This window comes from Roseateles sp. (genome assembly GCF_047654805.1).
Classification (GTDB): domain Bacteria; phylum Pseudomonadota; class Gammaproteobacteria; order Burkholderiales; family Burkholderiaceae_C; genus Pelomonas.
In genome coordinates this window covers 4,576,517-4,599,095 of sequence record NZ_JASGIV010000001.1, presented here as the reverse complement: position 1 = coordinate 4,599,095, position 22,579 = coordinate 4,576,517, and the positions used below count along the sequence as shown (strand labels likewise).

General features: G+C 71.5%; 22 protein-coding genes. 13 read left to right on the top strand and 9 right to left on the bottom strand.

Annotated elements, in window-relative coordinates; translation table 11 throughout:
* Positions 1-34: 34 nt before the first annotated feature.
* From QM732_RS20675 to QM732_RS20665, 3 genes are read left to right on the top strand one after another with little or no spacing between them, the layout of a single operon-like run.
* Positions 35-2,314 carry an FdhF/YdeP family oxidoreductase gene (locus tag QM732_RS20675; protein WP_415657976.1) on the top strand — a complete coding sequence of 760 codons (2,280 nt, stop codon included), beginning with the start codon at positions 35-37 and terminating at the stop codon, positions 2,312-2,314.
* The gene (locus QM732_RS20670) at positions 2,307-2,564 is read left to right on the top strand and encodes a hypothetical protein (RefSeq protein WP_415657975.1); all 258 of its coding nucleotides are present in this window, start codon (positions 2,307-2,309) and stop codon (positions 2,562-2,564) included. Before QM732_RS20675 ends, QM732_RS20670 begins: the two co-directional genes overlap by 8 nt.
* Positions 2,561-3,175 carry a glutathione S-transferase family protein gene (locus QM732_RS20665; RefSeq protein ID WP_415657974.1) on the top strand — a complete coding sequence of 205 codons (615 nt, stop codon included), beginning with the start codon at positions 2,561-2,563 and terminating at the stop codon, positions 3,173-3,175. The genes QM732_RS20670 and QM732_RS20665 overlap by 4 nt, the downstream gene beginning before the upstream one ends.
* A gap of 18 nt (positions 3,176-3,193) precedes the next feature.
* Here QM732_RS20665 and QM732_RS20660 read toward each other — a convergent pair whose 3' ends face one another.
* The 5 genes from QM732_RS20660 to QM732_RS20640 form a co-directional block, all read right to left on the bottom strand.
* Positions 3,194-4,054: a hypothetical protein gene (locus QM732_RS20660; protein ID WP_415657973.1), complete on the bottom strand. Its 861-nt coding sequence runs from the start codon at positions 4,052-4,054 to the stop codon at positions 3,194-3,196.
* Position 4,055: 1 nt separating this feature from the next.
* Complete coding sequence (locus tag QM732_RS20655) at positions 4,056-4,379, bottom strand: hypothetical protein (protein ID WP_415657972.1); 324 nt, start codon at positions 4,377-4,379, stop codon at positions 4,056-4,058.
* A 203-nt stretch (positions 4,380-4,582) separates the two neighbouring features.
* Entirely contained in the window at positions 4,583-4,927 is a 345-nt protein-coding gene (locus QM732_RS20650; protein ID WP_415657971.1) for a hypothetical protein, read from the bottom strand.
* A 77-nt stretch (positions 4,928-5,004) separates the two neighbouring features.
* Positions 5,005-6,531, bottom strand: coding sequence for a Do family serine endopeptidase (locus QM732_RS20645; protein ID WP_415657970.1), 1,527 nt, complete (start codon positions 6,529-6,531; stop codon positions 5,005-5,007).
* A gap of 92 nt (positions 6,532-6,623) precedes the next feature.
* Positions 6,624-7,868, bottom strand: coding sequence for a cyanophycinase (locus QM732_RS20640; protein ID WP_415657969.1), 1,245 nt, complete (start codon positions 7,866-7,868; stop codon positions 6,624-6,626).
* A 148-nt stretch (positions 7,869-8,016) separates the two neighbouring features.
* On the opposite strand from QM732_RS20640, the gene QM732_RS20635 reads away from it, so the two are divergent.
* Positions 8,017-8,400 carry a hypothetical protein gene (locus QM732_RS20635; RefSeq protein WP_415657968.1) on the top strand — a complete coding sequence of 128 codons (384 nt, stop codon included), beginning with the start codon at positions 8,017-8,019 and terminating at the stop codon, positions 8,398-8,400.
* 7 nt (positions 8,401-8,407) lie between these two features.
* Here QM732_RS20635 and QM732_RS20630 read toward each other — a convergent pair whose 3' ends face one another.
* The 4 genes from QM732_RS20630 to QM732_RS20615 form a co-directional block, all read right to left on the bottom strand.
* Positions 8,408-9,727 carry an ATP-binding protein gene (locus QM732_RS20630; protein ID WP_415657967.1) on the bottom strand — a complete coding sequence of 440 codons (1,320 nt, stop codon included), beginning with the start codon at positions 9,725-9,727 and terminating at the stop codon, positions 8,408-8,410.
* Positions 9,724-10,392, bottom strand: a complete 669-nt coding sequence (locus QM732_RS20625) for a response regulator (protein WP_415657966.1) — start codon at positions 10,390-10,392, stop codon at positions 9,724-9,726. Before QM732_RS20625 ends, QM732_RS20630 begins: the two co-directional genes overlap by 4 nt.
* Before the next feature lie 45 nt (positions 10,393-10,437).
* Positions 10,438-11,229 carry an SDR family NAD(P)-dependent oxidoreductase gene (locus tag QM732_RS20620; protein ID WP_415657965.1) on the bottom strand — a complete coding sequence of 264 codons (792 nt, stop codon included), beginning with the start codon at positions 11,227-11,229 and terminating at the stop codon, positions 10,438-10,440.
* A gap of 70 nt (positions 11,230-11,299) precedes the next feature.
* The gene (locus QM732_RS20615; protein ID WP_415657964.1) at positions 11,300-12,202 is read right to left on the bottom strand and encodes a LysR family transcriptional regulator; all 903 of its coding nucleotides are present in this window, start codon (positions 12,200-12,202) and stop codon (positions 11,300-11,302) included.
* 47 nt (positions 12,203-12,249) lie between these two features.
* Here QM732_RS20615 and QM732_RS20610 point away from each other — a divergent pair, with 47 nt between their 5' ends.
* The 9 genes from QM732_RS20610 to QM732_RS20570 all read left to right on the top strand — a co-directional run bounded on the left by QM732_RS20610 (position 12,250) and on the right by QM732_RS20570 (position 22,568).
* The gene (locus QM732_RS20610; RefSeq protein ID WP_415657963.1) at positions 12,250-13,029 is read left to right on the top strand and encodes a TSUP family transporter; all 780 of its coding nucleotides are present in this window, start codon (positions 12,250-12,252) and stop codon (positions 13,027-13,029) included.
* Positions 13,030-13,211: 182 nt separating this feature from the next.
* The gene (locus tag QM732_RS20605) at positions 13,212-13,586 is read left to right on the top strand and encodes a response regulator (RefSeq protein WP_415657962.1); all 375 of its coding nucleotides are present in this window, start codon (positions 13,212-13,214) and stop codon (positions 13,584-13,586) included.
* A 136-nt stretch (positions 13,587-13,722) separates the two neighbouring features.
* The gene (locus tag QM732_RS20600) at positions 13,723-15,282 is read left to right on the top strand and encodes a DUF1800 domain-containing protein (RefSeq protein ID WP_415657961.1); all 1,560 of its coding nucleotides are present in this window, start codon (positions 13,723-13,725) and stop codon (positions 15,280-15,282) included.
* Positions 15,283-15,292: 10 nt separating this feature from the next.
* Positions 15,293-16,528, top strand: a complete 1,236-nt coding sequence (locus QM732_RS20595; RefSeq protein ID WP_415657960.1) for a DUF1501 domain-containing protein — start codon at positions 15,293-15,295, stop codon at positions 16,526-16,528.
* Positions 16,529-16,765: 237 nt separating this feature from the next.
* Positions 16,766-18,040, top strand: coding sequence for an efflux RND transporter periplasmic adaptor subunit (locus QM732_RS20590; protein ID WP_415657959.1), 1,275 nt, complete (start codon positions 16,766-16,768; stop codon positions 18,038-18,040).
* 15 nt (positions 18,041-18,055) lie between these two features.
* The gene (locus tag QM732_RS20585) at positions 18,056-18,754 is read left to right on the top strand and encodes an ABC transporter ATP-binding protein (RefSeq protein WP_415657958.1); all 699 of its coding nucleotides are present in this window, start codon (positions 18,056-18,058) and stop codon (positions 18,752-18,754) included.
* Positions 18,755-18,757: 3 nt separating this feature from the next.
* Positions 18,758-20,041, top strand: coding sequence for a TolC family outer membrane protein (locus tag QM732_RS20580; RefSeq protein WP_415657957.1), 1,284 nt, complete (start codon positions 18,758-18,760; stop codon positions 20,039-20,041).
* Complete coding sequence (locus tag QM732_RS20575; protein ID WP_415657956.1) at positions 20,041-21,348, top strand: ABC transporter permease; 1,308 nt, start codon at positions 20,041-20,043, stop codon at positions 21,346-21,348. Before QM732_RS20580 ends, QM732_RS20575 begins: the two co-directional genes overlap by 1 nt.
* A complete protein-coding gene (locus tag QM732_RS20570) occupies positions 21,348-22,568 on the top strand; it encodes an ABC transporter permease (RefSeq protein WP_415657955.1) in 1,221 nt (406 codons plus the stop codon). Before QM732_RS20575 ends, QM732_RS20570 begins: the two co-directional genes overlap by 1 nt.
* Positions 22,569-22,579 lie beyond the last annotated feature (11 nt).

Genomic DNA, 22,579 nt, shown 5'->3' with positions numbered 1-22,579 from the left:
CGCCGCGCGGGCCGTAGCTGCTAGTCTGCTCGCCATGAGCGAGCAAAAGATCGAGCTGTACGACGGCCCGGCAGGCGGATGGGGTGCGCTGAAGAGCGTCGCCCGGCATTTGAACGAGCAGGGCGTGGCCGTCAAGGGCGCAAAGACCTTGCTGCACGCCAACCAGGCGGACGGCTTCGATTGCCCGGGCTGCGCGTGGCCGGACCGCGACCACCGCTCCACCTTCGAGTTCTGCGAGAACGGTGCCAAGGCCGTGGCTGCCGAGGCGACGGCGCGGCGGGCGACGCCGGAGGTGATCGGCGCGAAGACCCTGAGCGAGTGGGCCGAGGTGTCGGACTATGAGCTGGAGGCTACCGGACGGCTCACCGAGCCCATGGTTTACGACGCCCGGACCGACCGCTACCAGCGCACCAGCTGGGACGCCGCCTTCGCGCTGATCGCCCGTGAGCTCCAGGCACTGGACGACCCCAACCAGGCCATCTTCTACACCTCGGGCCGCACCAGCAACGAGGCTGCCTTCCTGTACCAGCTGTTCGTGCGCGAGTACGGCACCAACAACTTCCCCGATTGCTCCAACATGTGCCATGAGCCCAGCGGCTCGGGGCTCAAGCCCACCATCGGCGTGGGCAAGGGCACGGTGACGCTGGCGGACTTCGAGCGCGCGGACTGCATCCTCGTGTTCGGCCAGAACCCGGGCACCAACCACCCGCGCATGCTGGGCGAGCTGCGCGCTGCGCGCAAACGCGGCGCGCGCATCGTCAGCTTCAACCCGCTGCGCGAACGCGGCCTGGAACGGTTCGCCGACCCGCAGAACGCCATCGAGATGGCCACGCTGGGCGACTCGCCGATCAGCAGCCACTATTTCCAGCTCAAGGTGGGCGGCGACTTCGCGCTGCTCAAGGGCATGTGCAAGCGCGTCGTCGAGCTGGGTGCGCTGGACCAGGCCTTCATCGCCGAGCACACCCAGGGCTTCGAGGACTTCGTCGCCGAGCTGCGCGAGCAGCCCTGGGAGCCCCTCGTCGAGGCCTCGGGGCTGACGCGCGCGCAGATCGAGCAGGCCGCCGACATCTACGCGGGCAGCGAACGCGTCATCGCCTGCTGGGGCATGGGCATCACCCAGCACCGTCATTCCGTGGCGACCATCCAGATGATCGTCAACCTGCTGCTGCTGCGTGGCAACCTGGGCCGTGAAGGTGCCGGCGCCTGCCCGGTGCGTGGACACAGCAACGTGCAGGGCGACCGCACCATGGGCATCTACGAGAAGCCCGCACCGGCTTTTCTGGATCGCCTCGGCGAGGTCTTCGGCTTCGAGCCGCCGCGCGAGCCCGGCTTCGACACTGTGGCCGCCATTCAGGCCATGCTGGACGGTCGTGGCAAGGTCTTCATCGCGATGGGGGGCAACTTCGCTGCCGCCACGCCCGACACCGCTGCGACCTGGCGTGCGCTGCGCCGGTGCGAGCTGACGGTCCACATCACGACCAAGTTCAACCGCAGCCACGTGGTGCACGGCGGGCAGGCCCTGGTGCTGCCGGTGCTTGGCCGCACCGAGATCGACGTGCAGGCCTCGGGCCCGCAGGGCGTGACGGTGGAGGATTCGATGAGCATGGTCCACCTGTCTTCCGGCATGAACGCGCCGGCCAGCGAGCACCTGCTCTCCGAGCCCATGCTGGTCGCGCGCATGGCTGTGGCCACCCTGACGAAGAGCCGCACGCCCTGGCTGCAGCTCGCCGGCGACTACGCCGCCATCCGCGACAAGATCGCTGCCGTGCTGCCGGACTTCGCCGGCTTCAACGAGAAGGTCAAGCAGCCCGGCGGCTTTCGCCTGCGCAACACGGCCAGCGAGCGCGTCTGGGCCACCGCCAGCGGCAAGGCCCAGTTCAGCGCCCATGCGCTGCCCACCGACCTTGCCGAGCGTCGCGTCGCCGACCGCCAACGCGACGTGCGCGTCTTCACGCTGACGACGCTGCGCTCGCACGACCAGTACAACACGACGATCTACGGCCACGATGATCGCTACCGCGGCGTCTACGGCCATCGCCGCGTCGTCTTCATCCATGCCGACGACCTCAGGGATCTCGGCATGAAGGCCGGCGACTGGGTGGACATCACCAGCCTCTACGTCGCCGAGGACGGGGCCGAAGTGCAGCAACGCCGCGCCGAGCGCTTCTTGCTCGTGGCCTACGACATCCCGCGTGGCTGCCTCGCCAGCTACTACCCAGAGACCAACCCGCTGGTGCCGCTGGAGAGCTTCTCCCTGGTCGCGCGCACGCCGACATCCAAGTCCATCCCCGTCATGTTGAGCCGGCATGGCTGAGGACAGGCTGCTGCCCCTGCTGCTGGCGCTGGACCACGGTGAGGGCGTGGCCCTCGCGCGCCTGGCCAAGCGGCTGGACGAGCGCGTCAGCGTGCTGCTGCGCGAGGGCACCGCGCTGGGCGACGCCACCATCGCCGGTGTGCGCGGCCCCGGCTGGGTGCGCCTGGCCTGCGACGACGCGGGCCGCTGGACCGCCCACCTCACCCCCGCCGGCCGCGAGGCGGCACAACAACTGGCATCGCCACCATGAAGCTTCTCGGTCGACTCCCCTCCATCAACGTCCGCAAGGTCATGTGGACCGCCGCCCAGCTGGGCCTGAATCTCGCGCGCGAGGACTGGGGGCCGGGCTTTCGCTCGCCCAAGGAGCCGGAGTACCTGGCGCTGAACCCCAATGGCCTCATCCCCGTGCTCATCGACGGTGACTTCGTGCTGTGGGAGAGCAACAGCATCTGCCGCTACCTCGCGAACCGGCAGGGTGCAACAGCACTGCTGCCCGACGAGCCCCAGGCCCGCGCCCGCGTGGAGCAGTGGATGGACTGGCAGGCCGGCGAGCTGAACAACTCCTGGCGAGTCGCTTTCATGGCTCTGGTGCGAGGCCAGCCGGCCACGCCCGAGGCCATCGAAGCGAGCGTCGCCAGCTGGAACCGGCACATGGCCATGCTCGACGGGCAGCTCGCCAGGACAGGCGCCTTCGTCGCGGGGGCTGGCTTCACGCTGGCCGACGTCGTGCTTGGCCTGTCCGCCCAGCGTTGGAAGAACGCGCCCATCGAGCGGGTCGGGTTGCCGGCCGTGGACGCGTGGCTGGAGCGTCTGAGCACGCAGCCAGGGTTTGCGGACTACGTGGGCAACGGGATGCCTTGAGTTGGCCTCAAGCGGGTCTCAAGGCAGCCTGCCGGCGCGTATGCGGTCGGCGATCTGCTGGCCGGCGGCCCGTGCGGCAGACAGCTGCTGCGCAGTGGGTGCAGTCTTGAATTCGACGGTGCCTTGCGAGAGCCACTGCCTGACCAGCGCCGGTCCGCCGTTGCCGTCCAGTTCGCTGAAGGCGACGAGGTAGCCGAGCCGCTCGTCGTCGCTCAGTCCCCAGGCGGCACCGTCCGTCAGGGCGCCGAGCATGCTGCCCGGCTCGCCGGAGTCGGCATCGCGGCGTATCGCGTCGCTCACTTCCTGGCGCAGCGCCGGCGTGATGTCGCCGGGCTTGATCATGGTGGCAAGGCCCACGGCTGAGTTCGGGACCCCGCCCCGGATCGCCCGTAGCGCGAGCTCCTGCAGCATGGCCCAGTGCCAGGCGGTGACGGTCTGGCAGAGACGTCCTTCGGCGTCGGCCTCCAGCATCAACTGGGTCAGCATTTCCTGCGGGATGCGTCCGCCACGCACGCTTTCGTAGCTTTGGCGCGTCGCCGAGTTCGACGCGCACTGCTGCAGCCATTGCACCGCCTCCCAGGCCGCAGCGGCGTCGCCACCGGCCTGGGCGCGCTCGATGTGCGGGCCGTAGCCTTCGGAGCCGATGCGAGGTGCGGAGGCCTCGGGAGCAGGTAGTCGGGCCGGCGCGGCAGCTTGGACCGGGGCATGCGGTTGGGCCATGCCGGCGGGTCCGGCGGTGGGCAGCTCCAGCGGCAAGGCTGCCGCCGCGGCCGGGTCTTGCAGGGTGGGGGCTTTTGCGGGCTCGCGCAGCACGTACAGCAGGCCGGCCGCCGCGGCCAGCGCTGCCAGCAGGATGATGCGCCGGCGTGAGGGCTGCATCTCAGCCTGCGAAGTTGAAGCGCACGAGCGCCACCGCCAGCGCGAACAGATAGCCGTAGGCGAAGCGATCGATGCGCAGCACCGGGTCGCCGCGGCGGGCGCGCCAGCGGCCCAGCCACGCCATCGCCAGCCCGGCCAGCACCGGCGTGAGCACCAGGTTCAGCAGCCGTGGCCAGCCCTCGCGCGTGAGGTGGCCGGGAAAGGCCCACAGGCTCAGCGCGCCGAGCCCGGCGCCCAGCAGCGCGTAGCCCAGCACGGCCAGCCAGACGTTGGGCCGCTTGCGAAATGGTTCGGCCACCGAGTGCAGGCCCAGCTCCACCAGCACTTCGCCGAGGATCTGGAACAGCAGCTCGGCCAGCAGTTCGAAGAGGATTTCCAGCCCAGGCTCCGCGGCGGTGATGCGACGGCACGCAGCCTAGCGCAGCCGGGGCTGGAATCGGCGCGGGCAAGCCCCGTGGTGAGTTTTCACGGGCGCTAGCGAGCCGGTGGGGCGATGGCCGTGGCCGGCCCCGACGCCGCTGCGGCGAATCAGGAGCCGTGCGCCGACAGGAACTGCGTGTCGCCGCTGCGGATGGCCCAGTCCAGGAGGTCCTGCTGGTGGCTCAGCGCCAGCGCGGCGTCGGTGCCCGACGGGCCCGTCGCCAGGCTGCGGGCCTGCTGCTCCTGCAGGGCCCTGGCGTCCTGCAGCGCGTTGGCCTGCGCCAGCGTCAGCCGGCCATGGCGCAGCTCGATGTCGATGTGCTGGCCTTGGGCCAGCGAGCGCGCCACGGCGGGTGGGGTGGTCCGGGGATGTGCCGTCGTGGCGGCCTGCGCGGAGCCGGCGGTGGCTGCCAGGGCGAGGAGGAAGGCGGGAGAGAAACGACGTGTCGTCATCATGGACTCCTTGAGGAGTGAGGCCCGGTGGCACTGCCGTCGGGCGGAGAACGGGCCGGCCGTGCCGGCCCGGGAAGTCAGCCCAGGCGCACGGGCACGAAGATCTGCTGCCCGTCGCGCGACACCAGCAGGGCGACCTGCTTGGGCTTGTCCTTCATCGCGGCACGCACCTGGTCGATGTCCTGCACCGGCTTGCCGTTCAGTGCCAGCAGCACGTCACCCGGCTGCACGCCGGCCAGTTGCGCGGGGCCGGTCACGCGTTCGATCAGCAGGCCGTGATCCAGCCCGGAACCGCGCAGCTCCTGGCGCTCCAGCGGCCGCAGCGCCAGGCCCAGCGAGCCACGCTCTGGCGCGGCGCTGGCTTCCTGCACGTCCTTGTCGGCGCGGCCCAGGGCCACGGTCTCGCTGAGGCGGCTCTTGTCGCGCCAGAACTCCAGCTTGAGCTTGTCGCCGGGGCGGGCCAGGCCCACGCGGCTGGACACATCGCCCGCCACGTGCACGGCCTCGCCGTCGACGGCGGTGATGACATCGCCGGCCTTCAGCCCCGCCTTGGCGGCGGCGCTGTCGGGCATGACGCTGGACACCAGCGCACCGTCCGGCGAGCCCAGGCCGAAGGACGCGGCCAGCGGCGCGGACAGGTCCTGCAGCGTGACGCCCAGGCGGGCATGCTCGACCTTGCCATGGGCGACGATCTGGTCCTTCACCTTCAGCGCCACGTCCACCGGGATGGCGAAGGCCAGGCCCTGGAAGCCGCCGCTCTGCGAGTAGATCTGCGCGTTGACGCCCACGACCCGGCCCGAGGCGTCGAACAGCGGGCCGCCGGAGTTGCCGGGGTTCACGGCCGCGTCGGTCTGGATGAAGGGCACGACGCTGTCGCCCGGCAGCGAGCGGCTCTTGGCGCTGACGATGCCCTGGGTGGCTGTCTGCTCGAAGCCGTAGGGCGCGCCGATGGCCAGCACATAGTCGCCCACCTGCACCTGGCGCGGGTCGCCGAGCTGCACGGCGGGCAGGCCCTTGGCGTCGATCTTGAGCACCGCGATGTCGGTGGCCGGGTCGCTGCCCAGCACCTGGGCTGAGAACTCGCGGCGGTCGCTGAGCTTGACGGTGACCTGCTTGGCGTCGCGCACGACGTGGGCGTTGGTCAGCACCAGGCCGTCGCTGCTGATGATGAAGCCCGAGCCCTGGCCACGGAACGGCTGCGCGCTGCGTGGCTGCATGCGCAGGCCTGGCACGCCGCGGAAGAAGCGGAAGAAGGGGTCGTCGTCCAGGCCTTGCTGCGTCTGGGCGTCGTCCTCGGCGCTGACCTTGTGCAGGCCGGCCACGGTGATGCCGACGACGGCCGGCCCCTGGGTCTGCACGATGGCGCGGTAGTTGGGCAGCTGGGCCGGCGGCAGCGCGGCGGCGGGCGCAGCCACGACTGCCGCGGCGGCCGCGACGGGTGTCGGGCTGATGGGGGCGTCGCCGCTCGCGGGCGTGGCGCTCGGGGCCTTGTTCTGCAGCCAGGTCGGCAGCGTCCAGCCCGAGGCGCCGGTGGTGATCGTCACGCCGGCGGCGAGCAGCGCGGCGGCCGAGGCGGTCAATGCGGTCTTGGCGGTGCGGGTCATCGTTCACTCCTCATGCAGGCTGCGGTGCAGCCGTTGCAGGGCACTCTAGGGAGCCTGCATGAGGGGCCGATGAGGCCAAGATGAGGCGAACGTTAAGGCGTCGGGGCGAGCGGCGTGAAAAGCGGGCTGGCCATGCGCACCGGGATGACGTCCAGGCGGGTCTTCAGCACCGTGTAGTCGTCGCTGCCCAGCGCACCACTGAGCCAGCCCACCGTGCCCGGTCCCCTGTAGAGGCGGAACTCGAACCCCAGTTCGGGCGACAGGTCGCCGGGCCGGGGCTTGGCGCGGTAGGCCAGGCCGCGCACCTCGGTCGTGGGGCCTTCGAGCAGTTGGGCCATGGCCGTGACGATGCTGCCGTCGCCGAGGATGTCGAGGAAGTAGTTGTCGAAGCGGCGCACGGGCTTGTAGTCGCTCGCGGCCGGGTCGATGCGGGGCTCGCGCAGCTTGTGCGCGGCGGGCGTCGTGATGCCGGTCTTGAGGTCGTGGCGGTCGCCGCGGTCCAGGTAGCTGAGCAGCGCACCGCGCAGGTTGAAGGCCGGCAGCTTGGCGTCGCTGCTGGCCTCGGACAGGTCCACCAGCAGCGCGCCGCGCGCGCCGACGATCTCGACCTCGCTGCCCTTGACGATGGCTGCCGAGTCCTCCTCCACGCCCAGTCCCAGCGTGTAGCCGAAGGCCCGCATGGCCGGCAGCATGCGGCCGATGCGGCCGCGCTTGAGGAAGTGCTGGTCCACGAACAGCTCGGGCCCCACCAGGCCCAGGCCCCGGTCGTACTCGCGCTTGTCGCGCCACTGGCCCTTGAGGATCTGCATGTTGTCCGGCGCGTCGCGGAACATCATGTGGCTCATGATGGCCGCGCCGGCGCTGGTGCCGGCCACGACGCCACCGCCATCGAAGACCTGGCGTATGGCCTTGAGCATGGCCGTGGGCTCGCCACCGGGCTGCAGCGTGTCGACGATGTATTCCTGCGCGCCGCCGGAGAAGAACACGCCGCGGGAGGATGCGACCTTGGCGATCAGCGCCGGGTCGTTGAGGCTGGACTGCAGGTCCACGTCCTTCAGGCGCGGCGCGACCGGGATGGCCTCGGCCTTGGCGCCGTGGCGGTTCAGCGCGGCGACTATGAGGCCGGCGCTGCGCTCCGGGTTGCCGGCGGCCGTCGCGAACACGGCGATGCGCGCACCCGCGCCGCCCGACTCGTCGACGATGCGCTGCCAGACGGCGTCGTTGTCACTCTTCAGTGCGCCGCCGATGACGATGGCCGTGCCGGCCTGGGCGAGGCTGCCGACGGCCAGCAGCGTGAGGGCGGCAAGGCGCCGCAGGGAGGTGTAAGCGGATGTCATGTCGCCATCTTGGCAGGAAACAGCGCGCAACTTGTCGCCGCCTTGGGTGAACGCGAGGACATCTTCACCCCGTGAGCATCCGGTGGGGCGCGAAGCATCGCGATACATCCGCAGGCGCCGTGGTGCGGACGTCGTGCAGACTCGCAGGATGACCCTGCAAGTTGACGAGACCCCAATTACCCTGACTACCGAGCAGACCCTGACCGGCTGGCGCCGCGAGTTCTGCGTCGAGCTGCTTGGCGACGGCCAGGCGCGCATCTTCCTGAGGGCGACGGAAGCGCCTTCGATGAAGGCCACGGAGCTGCATCGCGGCGTGTTGTTCCATCGTGTCGCCTCGACCTTCGCCGACCTGAAGGGCTGCGTGGCGGCGGCGCATGAGGCGCTGCAGGCACTTGCCAGCACCGCCGTCAGGCAGCGGCCGACCCAGGACAACCTCTTCGCTGCCGTGACCTACGACCGGGCGGCCTGGGACCGGGTCGTCAGCGACGTCGAGCGCTGGCAGCGCCGCGCGCACGCTGTCGCCGGCCGCTGAGCCCCGCCTAGGCCGGCCAGGCCATCTCCGCACGCAGCCCGCCCAGCGGCGAATCCGCCAGCCTTGCCTGCGCGCCCTGCTGGCGCGCGGCAGCGCGCACGATGGCCAGGCCCAGGCCGCTGCCCTCGATGCCTGCGCCACCCTCGCCTTCGCCGCGCTGGAAGCGGTCGAAGACGCGCTCGCGCGCCTCCAGCGGGATGCCCGGGCCGTCGTCGTCCACGCGCAGCAGCGGGGCGCCGCGGTTGCCGCGCAGCGCGCTCACCTGCACCGTGCGCGCGCCGTACTTCACCGCGTTGTCGATGAGGTTGCGCAGCGCGCCGCGCAGGGCCTGGGGATCGCCCTCGAGCGGCAGCGGGTCAGGTGCCGTCACGCTGAGGGCGACACCGGCCTTTTCGGCGAGCGGCTGCACGTCGGCCACGGCCTGGCGGGCCAGTTCGGCCAGGTCCAATGGCAGGTCGGCCGCGTGCGCGCCGGGCTCGGCGCGGGCCAGGGCCAGCAACTGCTCCACGAGGTGCACGGCGCGGTCGATGCCGCCGCGCAGCCGCGCGATGGCGGCGTCCTGCTGTTCGCCGGGCGCCGAGTCGCGCAGCAGGCCCAGCTGCAGCTTCAACGCCGTCAGCGGCGTGCGCAGCTCGTGGGCGGCGTCGGCGACGAAGCTGCGCTGCGCGTCAAAGGCCGTCGCCAGCCGCCCGAGCAGGCCGTTGAAGGACTCCACCAGCGGTGCGATCTCGCCGGGCAGGCCTGCCGTGGGCAGGGCATCCAGCGCGTTGGCGCCGCCGGCCTGGGCGGCATGGACGACACGCGCCAGCGGCGCCAGCGAGACGCCGATCAGCCACCACACGGCTGCGGCCACCAGCGGCAGGGCCAGCGCCACCGGCGTGATGCTGCGCAGCGCCGCCAGTGCCGCGAGCTTTTGCCGCACCGCCAGCGGCTGGGCCACCTGCACCACGCGCAGCGGCGTGGCGGCGCTGAACACGCGCCAGTCCTGCCCGCCCAGGCGCAGGTTGGAGAAGCCCAGCACGGCGCGCGCCGGCAGCGGCTCGGTCAGGCCTTGGGGACGGCTGGAATACAGCTCCAGCCCCTGCAGTGACCAGATCTGCACGACATAGTCGAAGCTCGGGTCGGCCAGTGCCGCGGCCTCGTCGCCAGCGATGCGGCCCTGGTCTCGCAGCGACAGCGCCGTCTGGCGCAGCTGGTAGTCGAACAGCTCGTCGGCCTCGGCGCGTACGCTGAAATAGGTGGCGCCGCCCACGGCCAGGGCGGTCACGGCACCCAGCACCGCGAGCAGCGCGAACAGGCGTCCGCGCAGGGTGGAGAGCAGCTTCATGCCTTCTCCGGGCCGGCGTAGTAGCCCAGGCCGCGAACGGTGTGCAGGAGGTCGGCGCCGAGCTTCTTGCGCAGCTGGTGCATGTAGACGCTGATGGCGTTGCTCTCCAGCTCCTCGCCCCAGCCGTAGAGGCGGTCCTCCAGCTGCGCACGCGACACGATCGCGCCCGGGCGCTCCAGCAGCGCCTGCAGCAGTGCGAACTCGCGCGCCGACAGCAGGATGGGCCGGCCTGCACGCGTGACCTCGCGAGTGGCCGGGTCCAGCCGCAGGTCGGCCACGGCCAGTGCGGTGTCGGCGCGCCCGCCGTGGCGGCGCGTGACGGCGCGCAGCCGGGCGAGCAGCTCATCCAGCTCGAAGGGCTTGACGAGGTAGTCGTCGGCGCCGGCGTCCAGCCCGGCGACCTTGTCGGTCAGCGCGTCGCGCGCGGTCATCACGAGCACCGGCGTTGCATCGCCGCGGGCGCGCAGGCTTCGCAGCACATCGAGGCCGCCGCGCTTGGGCAGGCCCAGGTCCAGCAGGACGGCGTCGAAGCGCTCGCCGCTGGACAGCACCGCGTCCGCCGCCAGGCCATCGCGCACCCAGTCGGCCGCGAAGCCCTGGCGGCGCAGCGCCTCGCGCAGGCTCTCGCCGATCATGGGGTCGTCTTCTACGAGGAGCAGGCGCATGCAGGGCGGGGGAAGCGGGGGAGACGGGATTTTGGGGCGAGCCGGCTAGAACGCACTCTTGGTCGTGCCGCCGTCCACGCGTAGCGCGGCGCCGGTCGTGGCCGAGGCCAGCGGGCTGACGACGTAGGTCACCAGGGCTGCCACCTCCTGCGGCGTCGAGAAGCGCTTGATCAGCGACGTCGGCCGCACCTTCTCGAAGAACTCCTTCTCGAAGTCGGCGAAGCTCTTGCCCTCGGACTGCGCGAGCTGCTCGACGAAGTCGTTCACGCCGCGGGAGCGCGTCGGGCCGGGCAGCACGCTGTTGACCGTGATGCCCGTGCCGGCCAGCGACTCGGCCAGGCCGCGCGACACGGCGAGCTGGGCCGTCTTGGTCATGCCGTAGTGGATCATCTCCGCCGGGATCTGCACCGCGCTCTCGCTGGAGATGAAGACGATGCGGCCCCAGTCGGCGACCTTCATGGCGGGCAGCACCAGCCGCGCCAGGCGCACGCCGCTGAGCACGTTGACGTCGAAGAAGCGCAGCCAGTCGGCGTCGGGGATCTCCTCGAAGGCCTTGGGCTCGAAGATGCCGAGGTTGTTGACGAGGATCTCTATGCCCGGGTGCTGCCGGACCAGGGCCTCGGCCACATCCGGCTGGCTCAGGTCGCCGGCAAAGCCCAGCGGACGGTTGCCGGTGGCGGCCTCGATGCTGGCGACGGCTTCGTCCACCGCCGCCTGCCGGCGGCCGTTGACGATGACGCGCGCGCCCTCCGCCGCCAGAGACTGGGCGATGGCGTGGCCGATGCCGGCGGTGCTGCCGGAGACGAGGGCGAGGCGGTTCTTCAGTTGCAGGTCCATGGCTTGCCTTTCGGTGGGGATGGGCGAGGGTGTAGCCGATGCAGAACGTCCTGGCGTGTGCTGGGGCTGTTCAGCGCGGGGCCAGAGCCTCCAGCAGTGCCGCCGCGCCGGGCGCCAGGGTCTCGGGCGCCCCGAAGCAGACGAGCAGGCGCCGCGCGGCCCAGGCGTCGTCCAGCGGCCTGACGCGTACGCGCGGGCCGGCCAGCCGTTCGGCTGTCGACGCGGGCACGACGGCCACGCCCACGCCGTCAGCCACCAGGCGCATCAGCGCGTCGAAGCCCTGCACGCGCACGCGATGGTGCAGGTCGCGCCCGTGCCGCAGCGCGCGGGCCTGCAGGAAGCGGCTCAGTCCGGCCTCCTCGGGCAGGCCGACGAAGGGCAGCTCCAGCAGTCCCGCAAAGGTCAGTGTGCGCGGCAGGCCGCGTGCCAGCGCGGCGGGCGCCACCGCGACGAGCCGGTCCTCGCACAAGGGCCGCGTCGACAGGCCTTCGGTCGCGACGTAGTCGGCCACGATGCCGAGGTCGGCGCGCTGGCGGCGCAGTGCGAACAACACATCCAGGCTGTCCAGCTCGCACAGCTCGATGTCGAGCTGCGGATGCGCGGCGAGGAAGGGCCCCAGCAGCGGCGGCAGGTGCTCGCTGATCGCCGCGGTGTTGCACATCAGCCGTACGGTGCTGCGCACGCCCTGGGCATGGGCCGCCATGCCGGCATGCAGGGCATCCATCTCGCGCTGCAGCCGGCCGGCATGGCTCAGCAGCGTGCGCCCGGCATCGGTCAGCGTGACGCCGGTCTTGGCGCGCCGCATCAGCGTCGTGCCCATGGCCTGCTCCAGCGCCTGCAGCCGCGCGCTGGCCGCCGCCAACGACAGGTGGACGGCGCGGGCGCCGGCCGTGATCGTGCCGGCCTCGGCCACCGCGGCGAACAGGCGCAGGTCGAAAGGGTCGATGCGGTGGTGCGGGTTGCGCTCGGTCATGGCCGTCATCCTTCGGCAGGGCCGGAGGATATGCGCGGCATCGGGCGATGGACGCGCGCGCGGGAGGCGCCGACGATGCCGGCATGCAGGTTGTCGCTGACGGGATGGGCTGGGGCGTGCTGGCGTGGGTGGCGGCCACCTTCTTGTTGGCGGGCTTCGTGAAGGGGGTCTCGGGCATGGGCCTGCCCACGCTGGCGATGGCGCTGCTGAGCCTGCAACTGCCGGCCGCGGCGGCGGCGGCGCTGATGCTGCTGCCGGCGCTGCTGACCAATGTGGCCCAGTGCATGGGCCCACATGGGGCGCAGCTGCTGCGCAGGCTCTGGCCGCTGTGGCTGGGCCTGCTGCTGGGCACGCTGGCGGCGCCGCTGCTGGGCCTGGGCAGTGGCCTGGCACGCAGGGCACTGGGTGTCGTGCTGGTGGGGTACGGCCTGTTCGGCCTGGCCCGGCCGGGCTTGCCGGCCGTGGGCGCGTACGCCGGCTGGCTGGGGCTGCTTGCCGGCAGCGTCGGCGGCGCGCTGAGCGCGGCCACGGGCGTCTTCGTGATGCCGCTGGTGCCCTATCTGCAGGCGCTGCGGCTGCCGCGCGCGGCGCTGATACAGGCGCTGGGCATCAGCTTCACGCTGGCCTCGCTCGCACTCGCGGTGCGCCTGGGCGCGGATATGGCGGCGCCGCCGAGCCTGCTGGCGGTCGCCGTGGCCCTGGGAGCTGCCTGGGGCGGCATGGGCCTGGGCGCGCGCTGGCGCGAGCGCCTGCCGGCTGCGGTGTTCCAGCGTGCCCTGCATGCGGTCTTCCTGGTGCTGGGCGTGTTGATGCTGTTGCCGCGTTAGCGGCGTGCAGGCGCCGAGGACCCACCCCCCGCTTGAGGGCGGGTGTATTGATCGGCGCCGCCAATAGATTTGACAATGCCGTCAAATATCTCCGTTCCCTGCCATGCTCATCGTCCGTCGGAAATGCCACTCCACTCGCCTTCACCCCATGCGGCGTGCCGCATGCTGCTGAAGGAGACGGCATGACGACGCGACAGGTCCTCTACGTGGAGGACGATCCGGTCAACGCGATGCTGATGCAGGGCATCCTCGAGCTGCGGCCGGGCTGCAGCCTGCAGGTCGCGCGCAGCGGTGCCGAGGCACGGCGCCTCGTCATCCAGGGTCGTGTCGACCTGCTGCTGTGCGACCTGCACCTGCCCGACGTCGGTGGGGACGGGTTGCTGGCGCAGTTGCGCGCCGAAGGCCTGCCCGAGAGCGTGCCGGCCCTCCTGGTGACGGCGGAGTCCGAGTCTGTCGCCGCCCAGCTGGCACGCAGCCATGGCTACGACGGCTACTGGACCAAGCCGCTGGACGTGGCCGCCACCCTGCGCAGCCTGGAGCACTGGCTGGACAGGTGAGCCGGCCGGGCCCGTCGCCGCAGCGCGCGCCTTGGGGGCGGGCGCATCCGCCCCCGCTGACACAAATCTTTGCGCATCGGCCACAAGGCCTTGTGTGATCCCGGCGATTCTTCGGCGCAAGACACCGGAGATCGTCATGAGGAACCGCCGCTTCGTGCTTGGCAGTGGCGCCGCACTCGCCGGGGCCATGATGCTGGCCCGGCGCGCCCCGGCCGCCGCGTTGGCAAATGCACCGCTGAGCGCCGACGAGCGCGCCCTGCATGCCCTGAACCGCCTCGGCTATGGCCCGTGCCCGGCTGACGCGGCGGCCATCGCCGCCCAGGGTGCAGGCCCCTGGCTGGAGCGCTTCCTGGGCGAGCAGCTGGAGCCGCGCCGCCTGCCGCAGCCGGAGGGCCTCAGCGCCACGCTGGCCGGGCTCGAGGTGCTCCATCTGGGCCAGGCCGAGCTGCTCGGCCGCTATCGCGAGGCCGTCAAGGCGGCGCGTGAGGCACGCCGCGAGAAGGCCGGGGGCATGACGCCAGATGCCGATGCGCTGAATGCCGTGCGCGACAAGGTGCGCCCCCTCGTCGTCCAGGCCGGGGCGGCCCGGCTGTCGCGCGCGCTGCAGAGCCCGGCGCAGCTGGAGGAGGTGCTGGCCGAGTTCTGGTTCAACCACTTCAACGTCTTCGCCGGCAAGAATGCGGTCGGCATCCTGGTTGCCGACTACGAGCAGCGCGCCATCCGGCCGCACGTGCTCGGGCGGTTCCGCGACATGCTGGGTGCCACCGCCAGGCATCCGGCGATGCTGATCTATCTCGACAACGCCCAGAGCGTGGTCGCCGGCTACCAGCCGCCGCAGCGCGCGCGCCGGCTGCTGGACCAGCGGCCCGAGCTCAAGGCGCGGCTGCCGCAGGGGCTGAACGAGAACTACGCCCGCGAGCTGATGGAGCTGCACACGCTGGGCGTGGACGGCGGCTACACCCAGCGCGACGTGACCGAGCTGGCACGCATGCTGACCGGCTGGGGCCTGGACTCGCGCAAGGCCCTGGTCGGCGGCTCCGGCGACCTCTTCGCCTTCGATGCGCGCAAGCACGACACCGGAGCCAAGACCTGGCTGGGCCAGGTGGTGAAGGCGACCGGCCAGGCCGAGGGCGAGCGGGCGCTGGACGTGCTCGCCACCCACCCGGCCACGGCCCGCCACCTGGCCTTCAAGTTCGCCCAGGCCTTCGTCGCCGACGAGCCGCCGCCGGCCCTCGTCACCCGGCTGGCGGACAACTTCAGCGCCACCGGCGGCGACCTGCGCGAGTTCACGCGCACGCTGCTCCGCGCCGACGAGTTCTGGAGCCGCGAGGCCTACCAGGCCAAGTTCAAGACGCCCTACCAGTACCTGTTGTCCAGCCTGCGCGCGCTGGACCTGCCGCCCGCCAACCCGCAGAACCTGCTGGCCGCGCTGGCCCAGGCGGGCCAGCCGCTGTTCGGCGCGGCCACGCCCGACGGCTACAAGAACACGGCCGCCGCCTGGCGCAATCCCGAGGCGCTGACGCAGCGGGTGCAGCTCGCGACGACGCTGGGCCAGCGCAGCGGCGTCAGCCCGCAGCGGCTGGGAGCCACGCTGGGCGCCTCCCTCAGCGAGCCCACGCGCCGCACGCTCGCTGCGGAACCGCCGGCGCAGCAGGTCGCGCTGCTGCTTGCCAGCCCCGATTTCATGAAGCGTTGAGGACCTGACCATGCTCCGCCGCCAACTCCTGCATTTCGGCGCCTTCACGCTGGCCGGCCTGCCGCCGTCCCTGGTGCAGGCGCAGGGCGAGATCGCCCAGCGCAAGCTCGTCGTCGTCATGCTGCGCGGGGCGGTGGACGGCCTGTCGGTCGTTGCGCCCTATGGCGAGCGCGAATACGCCGCCAACCGCCCGCAGATTGCACTGCCCCCGCCCGGCGCCGAAGACGGACTCCTCAGGCTCGACTCGCTGTTTGGCCTGCACCCGGCGCTCGGCGCCCTCAAGCGCCGCTGGGATGGGGGGCAGCTCGCTTTCGTGCACGCCAGCGGCTCGCCGGACCCGACGCGTTCGCACTTCGACGCCCAGGACTATTTCGAATCCGGCACGCCGGGCCGCAAGTCCACGCCCGACGGCTGGATGAACCGGCTGCTGGCCGGGCTGCCCGGCGAGCCGGCGCCCACGCGGGCGATCAGCATGGGGCAGACACCGCCGCGCATCTTTGCGGGCACGGCCAGCGTCGCCAGCCTGGGGCTGGGCCCCAACGCGATGCAGCGCCGCGCCATCGACAACCCGCGGATGCAGGCCAGCCTGACCCGGCTCTACGCCGGCGACGCGCCGCTCAGCGGCACGCTGCGCGACACGACCGAGGGCCGCGGCGAGATGGCGCGCAGCATGGCGGCGGCCGAGCCGCGTGCGATGGATCCGAGCGCTGATGCCGGTGCGCCGTCCGCGCGCAGCTTCGCGGCCGACGCTCACCGCCTGGGCCAGCTGATTCGCAAGGACCCGCACACCCAGCTCGCCTTCACGTCCGTCGGCGGCTGGGACACGCACGTCAACCAGGGTGCCGCGCGTGGCCAGCTGGCCAACCGCCTGGCCAGCCTCGGCGCTGGCCTGGACGCACTCAGCGAAGGGCTGGGGGACGCGTTGCAGGACACCGTCATCGTCGTCGCCAGCGAGTTCGGCCGCACGTTGCGCCAGAACGGCAACGGCGGCACCGACCATGGCCGCGGCAACGTCATCTGGCTGCTGGGCGGCCCGGTGGCCGGCGGCCAGGTGCTGGGTGAATGGCCGGGCCTGGATGCTGGCGCCCTGGCCGACGGCCGAGACCTTGCCGTGCGCACGGACTTCCGCCAGGTCCTGGCGCCACTGCTGCAGCGACACCTGGGACTGTCGGAGACCGCGCTGGCGGCAGTGTTTCCGCAAGGCCCGCAAACTTGGCGTTATGCGGACAAGCTGCTGCGCACCTGAGAGGCGCGGTGGCGTTTGGCTGGAGAACGAGATGATGCGAACCGCGTTCCCCTTGTTCGGTATCTGCCTGTCGGTGGCCGTGCTGGCCTATTGCTTCCTGGTCGCAGCGGGCTGACCTGTGGGCCGACCGGCGGGCGTTCGGACTGTCCGCGCGCTGTCCGCGGACAGATGATGCGTTGCTAAGTTATTGATTCTTAAGGTTCGGGTTGCTGGCACGCGGCTTGCGAAAAGCCGTGCATGAACACTGGCTTTCGCGACACCTCCGAGCAGGACCGGCTGCTCGCTCCCAAGTCCCGGCGCTGGCCGCTGCTGGCCGGCGGCGCCGTCGTCATAGCCGTCGCGCTGGTGCTCGGCGGCGGACGCCTGCGCCAGGCTCTGTCCGCCGATTCGGCCGTCAGTGCCGCGCGGCTGTCAGTGGCCACCGTCGACGTCGCGCCGCTGACGCGTGACGTCGCCGGCGAGGGCCGCGTCGTCGCCGCCCAGAGCCCCACGCTCTACGCCCAGGGCGCAGGCACCGTAACGCTCATCGTGCAGGCCGGCGACCCCGTCAAGCGCGACCAGGTGCTGGCCCGCGTCGACTCGCCCGAGCTGACCAACCGCCTGGCCCAGGAGCGCAGTCACGTCGACGCGCTCAAGGCCGACCTGGCCCGTGCCGAGGTGGAGGCCCGCCAGCAGACAGCGGCGCTGCAGAGCGCCTATGAGAACGCCCGCATCGACCAGCAGACCGCGGCCAACGACCTGGCGCGCCAGACCCAGGCCTTCGAAGCCGGCGCGACCGCGCGCATGCAGGTCGAGCGCGCCCAGGACGCGCTGGCCAAGGCCAAGCTGGCGCTGGACCAGGCCCGCGACCTGCGCGGCCTCAAGACCGACAGTCTGAAGCTCGATGTGCAGGCCAAGCAAAGCGCGCTGGCGCGCCAGCAGCTGCTGGTGGCGGACCTGGAGCGCCAGGTGGCCGAGCTGCAGGTGCGCTCGCCGGTGGACGGCCAGGTAGGCCAGCTCTTCATCGCCGACCGCACCAACGTCGCCCGCGATGCCAAGCTGCTGTCGGTCGTCGACCTGTCGGCGCTGGAGGTGCAGATGCAGGTGGCCGAGAGCTTCGCCCGCGAGCTGCAGCCGGGCATGCCCGGAGAAATCAGCGGCAACGGCCAGCGCTGGGCCGGGCGGGTCAGCTCGGTGTCGCCCGAGGTCGTCAACGGCGAGGTCAGCGCGCGGCTGCGCTTCGACGGCCAGCAGCCCGAGCAGCTGCGCCAGAACCAGCGCCTGTCGGTGCGCGTGCTGCTGGACCGCCGCGACAAGGTGCTGGGCGTGGCCAACGGCAGCTTCGTCGACGAGGGCGGTGGTAGCCAGGCCTACGTGGTGCGCAACGGCGTGGCGGAGAAAGTTGCCGTCAAGCTGGGTGCTCGCTCGCTGGAGCGTGTCGAAGTGATCTCCGGCCTCTCGGCCGGGGACCGTGTCGTCATCTCCGGATCGGACAACTTCAAGGGCGCCGATCGCGTCCTGATCGCGGATTAAGCAAGGGGAAGAACGATGCTCCAGATGGAAAAACTGCAGAAGGTCTACCGCACCGAGATGGTCGAGACCTACGCGCTGCGCGACTTCAACCTGACCGTCAACGAGGGCGAGTTCGTCGCCGTGACCGGTCCGTCCGGCTCCGGCAAGACAACCTTCCTGACCATCGCCGGCCTGCTGGAGGCCTTCAGCGCCGGCCGCTACATGCTGGATGGCATCGACGTCAGCCGCATGGGTGATGCCGAGCGCTCGCGCATCCGCAACCAGAAGATCGGCTTCATCTTCCAGGCCTTCAACCTGATCCCCGACCTGAACGTGCTCGACAACATCGAGGTGCCGCTGCGCTACCGCGGCTTCGGCGGCGCCGAGCGCAAGCGTCGTGCCGCCGAGGCGCTGGCCCGCGTGGGCCTGTCGGCACGGGGCCGCCACTACCCCAGCGAGCTCTCGGGCGGCCAGCAGCAGCGCGTGGCCATCGCCCGGGCGCTGGCCGGCGAGCCGCGCCTGCTGCTGGCTGACGAGCCGACCGGCAACCTCGACAGCGCGATGGCGCGCAGCGTCATGGAGCTGCTGGAGGAGCTGCACCGCGACGGCGCCACCATCGTCATGGTCACCCATGACCCGCAGCTGGCCGCCCGCGCACAGCGCAACGTGCACGTCATCGACGGCCAGGTGGTCGATCTGACCGCCGAGCTGAGCCCGGCCCTTGCCGTCGCCTGACCCATGCGTCGTTTGACCCTTGTCCTTGGGCTGGCCTGGATCGCCGGAGCGGCCACCGCCGCCCGTGCCGATGACCTGATGCAGGTCTGGGCCCAGGCGCGCGCGGCCGATCCGCTGCTGCGCCAGGCCGCGGCCTACAACGGCGCGCAGGAGGCGGCCGCCCGCCAGGCTCGCGCGGCGCTGCTGCCGCAGTGGAGCCTGCAGAGCAGCGAGCAGCGCGAGAACGGCGCGGGCCGCACGCGCACGACGACCAGCAGCCTCAGCCAACCCCTCATCGACCTCGGCGCGCTGCGCGAATGGGATGCCAGCCGCAGCCAGGCCTCGGCCCAGTCGGCCCGCCTGGCCGCCGCCGAGCAGGCTGCTCGCGCCCGCGTCGCCGAGGCCTATTTCGGCCTGCTGTCGGCCCAGGCCCAGCTGGCCACGGCGCGCGCCAACGAGGAGGCCTTCGACCGCCAGGTCAGCGAGGCCGAGACGCGCTTCAAGGCCGGGCTGTCGGCCCAGGTCGAGGCCGACCAGTCGCGTGCCTACCGCGAGCTGGCTCGCGGCAACACGCTGGCTGCCGAGCTCAACCTGGCCGATGCCCGCGAAGCCCTGGCCCAGTTGACCGGCGCCTCACCCGAGGCGCTGCAGCCGCTGCGCCGCCAGCTTGCCGCGCAGACCCTCGCCGACGATGCCGAGGCCTGGACCCAGCGTGCGCTGCAGGCCAATCCCGAGCTGCAGGCCCTGCAGCTGGACGTGCAGGCCAGCGAGCAGCGCATCTCCGCCGCCCGCGCCGGCCATCTGCCGACACTGAGCGTGGGTGTGGACACGACGCGCCGCCGCGGTGACGGCGTGTCCGCCTTCGACGCCAGCCACACGCCCACGACGGTCGGCCTGCGCCTGACCGTGCCCTTGTTCGCTGGCGGCGCCGTGGCTGCCGCAGCCGACCGCGCCGGCTTCCAGCGCGACGCCGCGCGCGAGCAGCTCGAGGCGGGCCGCCGGGCCGTATTGCGCGAGGTACGCGCCCAGTACCTGGCCGTGGGCCAGGGTGCCACGCAGCTGCGATCCACGCAGGCCGCCGTCGAGGCCGCCGAGCGCGCGTTGGAGGCCACGCGCACCGGCCTGACGCTGGGCACGCGCAGCACCACCGACTTGCTGCTGGCCATCCAGACCCTGGCCGGCGCGCAGAACGCGCAGACCCAGGCCCGCCACCGCCATGTGCTGGCGCTGCTGGCCCTGCACCAGGCCGCCGGCTCGCTGGGCGACGCCGAGCTCGCCACCGTCAACGCTTTGCTGGAGACACGCTGATGTTTCTTCACTACCTCGAACTTGCCTGGCGCAACACACTGGCCGCCAAGGGCCTGAGCGTACTGATGGTGCTGGCCCTGGCCCTGGGCATCGGCGCCTGCATGACGACACTGACCGTCTACCACGTGCTGTCCGGCGACCCCATTCCCGCCAAGAGCGCGCGCCTGTTCAACGTGCAGCTGGATGCGTCGGACATGGTCGGGTGGCGGGCCGGCGAGGAGCCCAACTTCGACTTGACCCGTTTCGACGCGACGGCCCTGCTGCGTGACAAGAAGGCGATGCGCCAGTCCATGTCCAGCGGCTTCAACACGGCCGTGGCGCTGCCCGACGCGCAGATCAAGCCCATCTTCTCCAGCGTGCGCTACACGTCGGCCGATTTCTTCGCGATGTTCGATGCGCCGTGGTCCTATGGCGGCCCGTGGACGGGCGCCGACGACGAGGGTGAGGCGCGCGTCGCCGTCATCTCGTCGGATCTGAACGACAAGCTCTTCGGCGGTGCGAACAGCATCGGCAAGGAAGTCATCGTGCGCGGCCAGACGCTGCGCGTCATCGGCGTGCTCAAGCCCTGGAAGGTGCAGCCCCACTTCTGGGACCTGACGCTGGGCAGCTATACCGAGACCGAGGACTTCTACCTGCCTTTCTCCACCGCGATGGCGCTCAAGATGGGGCACTGGGGCAGCATGAACTGCTGGGGCCGCGGCGCCAATGGCGGCAGCTCGCTGGACCTGAACGCGAGCTGCTCCTGGATCCAGTACTGGGTCGAGTTCGCCAAGCCCGAGGATGCCGCCGCCTACCGCGACTACCTCGTTGCCTACTCCGAGGCGCAGCGCAAGGCCGGCCGCTTCGAGCGCCCGACCAACGTGCGCCTGCGCAGCGTGATGGACTGGCTGGGTGCGCAGAAGGTGCTGCCCGCGGACGTGCGGCTGCAGACCTGGCTGGCCTTCGGCTTCCTGGCCGTCTGCGTCGTCAACATGGTGGGCCTGCTGCTGGCCAAGACGCTGCGCCGCAGCGGCGAGATCGGCGTGCGCCGTGCGCTTGGCGCCACGCGCGGCGACATCTTCCAGCAGTTCGTCGTCGAGGCCGGCCTGCTCGGCATGGCCGGCGCGCTGCTGGGCCTGCTGTTCGCCCAGGGCGGGCTGTGGCTGGTGCGCCAGAGCCCCAACGACTACGCCCGCCTGGCCGAGCTCGATGCGTCCATGCTGGCCCTGACGCTGGGCTTGGCCCTGCTGGCCAGCCTGCTGGCCGGCCTGCTGCCCGCCTGGCGCGCCGCCCTCGTCACCCCCGCCGTTCAGCTCAAGGTGCAGTGATGAAAGACCTGATGCCCATTCTGTCCACGCTGCGCCGCCACAAGATCGCGGCCGGCCTCATCGTGCTGGAGGTGGCGCTGTCCTGCACCATCGTCACCAATGCGCTGCACCTGATCCAGACCCGCATCGAGGCGCTGAACACCGACAGCGGCCTGGTGGAGTCCGAGCTGGCCGTGCTCAACCTGCGCGCCAGCCGGCCGCAGCCGCCCGAGAGCACCGGGTCTATCGTGGCGGAGGACCTGACGCGGCTGCGCGCGCTGCCCGGCGTCAAGTCCGCCACGGTGGTCAACCAGATCGTCTACGGCAACAACAGCAACAACAGCGGCGTGTCGCTGGAGCCGGACAACCGCGGGCAGCGCATCAGCGCGTCGCAGTACGCGGCCGACGACCAGCTGCTGCCGACCTTCGGGCTGAAGCTGCTGGAGGGCCGCAACTTCACGGCCGACGAGATCCTCGACAACTTCCAGGCCTTCAGCGTTTCCGAACCCAGGATCGGCCAGCTGATCATCAACAAGGTGATGGCCGACAGGCTCTTCCCCGGCCAGACGTCCGTGGGCAAGACGGTCTACGTCTTCGGCAGCTCGCCGTCGACCATCGTCGGCGTCGTCGAGACGCTGACGCACACGCAGCTGCACCGGGCACGGGGTGACGGCGGCGGCGCCGCGATGATCCTGCCGCTGCGCGGCGGCGGGTCCTACGTCATCCGTGCCGAGCCTGGCCGGCTGGACGCGCAGATCAAGGCCGCGACCGCCGTGCTGGAAGAGGGCGGGCGGGGCCGCGTCGTGACGCAAGGCCGGCCGCTGACCACCATGCGTGCCTCCTTCTATGCCCAGGACCGTGCGATGGCCTGGCTGATGGGCGGCGTTTGCGTGGCGCTGCTGCTGGTCACGGCCATGGGCATCGTGGGCCTGGCCAGCTTCTGGGTGCAGCAGCGCACCCGCATGATCGGCACGCGCCGTGCCCTGGGCGCCACGCAAGGCCAGATCCTGCGCTACTTCCAGCTCGAGAACCTGCTGCTGACGACCACCGGCGTCGTCATCGGGCTGGGTGGCGCCTGGGCCCTGAGCCAGTTGCTGATGCAGAGCTACGAGCTGCCGCGCCTGCCCTGGGTCTACCTGCCCGCCGGCGCACTGGCGCTGTGGACGCTGGGCCAGTTGGCCGTCTGGGTGCCGGCCCGTCGGGCCGCGCGTTTGTCCGCAGTGGCGGCCCTGAGGGCCTGAGCCATAGTCCC

Excerpts from the sequence above, each read along its gene's own strand:
- QM732_RS20620 (WP_415657965.1), bottom strand. The coding sequence starts at position 11,229 with ATGGACCTGCAACTGAAGAACCGCCTCGCCCTCGTCTCCGGCAGCACC.
- QM732_RS20640 (WP_415657969.1), bottom strand. The coding sequence starts at position 7,868 with ATGACATCCGCTTACACCTCCCTGCGGCGCCTTGCCGCCCTCACGCTG.
- QM732_RS20615 (WP_415657964.1), bottom strand. The coding sequence starts at position 12,202 with ATGACCGAGCGCAACCCGCACCACCGCATCGACCCTTTCGACCTGCGC.
- QM732_RS20580 (WP_415657957.1), top strand. The coding sequence starts at position 18,758 with ATGCGTCGTTTGACCCTTGTCCTTGGGCTGGCCTGGATCGCCGGAGCG.
- QM732_RS20675 (WP_415657976.1), top strand. The coding sequence starts at position 35 with ATGAGCGAGCAAAAGATCGAGCTGTACGACGGCCCGGCAGGCGGATGG.
- QM732_RS20665 (WP_415657974.1), top strand. The coding sequence starts at position 2,561 with ATGAAGCTTCTCGGTCGACTCCCCTCCATCAACGTCCGCAAGGTCATG.
- QM732_RS20605 (WP_415657962.1), top strand. The coding sequence starts at position 13,212 with ATGACGACGCGACAGGTCCTCTACGTGGAGGACGATCCGGTCAACGCG.
- QM732_RS20570 (WP_415657955.1), top strand. The coding sequence starts at position 21,348 with ATGAAAGACCTGATGCCCATTCTGTCCACGCTGCGCCGCCACAAGATC.
- QM732_RS20600 (WP_415657961.1), top strand. The coding sequence starts at position 13,723 with ATGAGGAACCGCCGCTTCGTGCTTGGCAGTGGCGCCGCACTCGCCGGG.
- QM732_RS20635 (WP_415657968.1), top strand. The coding sequence starts at position 8,017 with ATGACCCTGCAAGTTGACGAGACCCCAATTACCCTGACTACCGAGCAG.
- QM732_RS20660 (WP_415657973.1), bottom strand. The coding sequence starts at position 4,054 with ATGCAGCCCTCACGCCGGCGCATCATCCTGCTGGCAGCGCTGGCCGCG.
- QM732_RS20645 (WP_415657970.1), bottom strand. The coding sequence starts at position 6,531 with ATGACCCGCACCGCCAAGACCGCATTGACCGCCTCGGCCGCCGCGCTG.
- QM732_RS20575 (WP_415657956.1), top strand. The coding sequence starts at position 20,041 with ATGTTTCTTCACTACCTCGAACTTGCCTGGCGCAACACACTGGCCGCC.
- QM732_RS20610 (WP_415657963.1), top strand. The coding sequence starts at position 12,250 with ATGGACGCGCGCGCGGGAGGCGCCGACGATGCCGGCATGCAGGTTGTC.
- QM732_RS20585 (WP_415657958.1), top strand. The coding sequence starts at position 18,056 with ATGCTCCAGATGGAAAAACTGCAGAAGGTCTACCGCACCGAGATGGTC.
- QM732_RS20630 (WP_415657967.1), bottom strand. The coding sequence starts at position 9,727 with ATGAAGCTGCTCTCCACCCTGCGCGGACGCCTGTTCGCGCTGCTCGCG.
- QM732_RS20670 (WP_415657975.1), top strand. The coding sequence starts at position 2,307 with ATGGCTGAGGACAGGCTGCTGCCCCTGCTGCTGGCGCTGGACCACGGT.
- QM732_RS20650 (WP_415657971.1), bottom strand. The coding sequence starts at position 4,927 with ATGACGACACGTCGTTTCTCTCCCGCCTTCCTCCTCGCCCTGGCAGCC.
- QM732_RS20590 (WP_415657959.1), top strand. The coding sequence starts at position 16,766 with ATGAACACTGGCTTTCGCGACACCTCCGAGCAGGACCGGCTGCTCGCT.
- QM732_RS20595 (WP_415657960.1), top strand. The coding sequence starts at position 15,293 with ATGCTCCGCCGCCAACTCCTGCATTTCGGCGCCTTCACGCTGGCCGGC.
- QM732_RS20625 (WP_415657966.1), bottom strand. The coding sequence starts at position 10,392 with ATGCGCCTGCTCCTCGTAGAAGACGACCCCATGATCGGCGAGAGCCTG.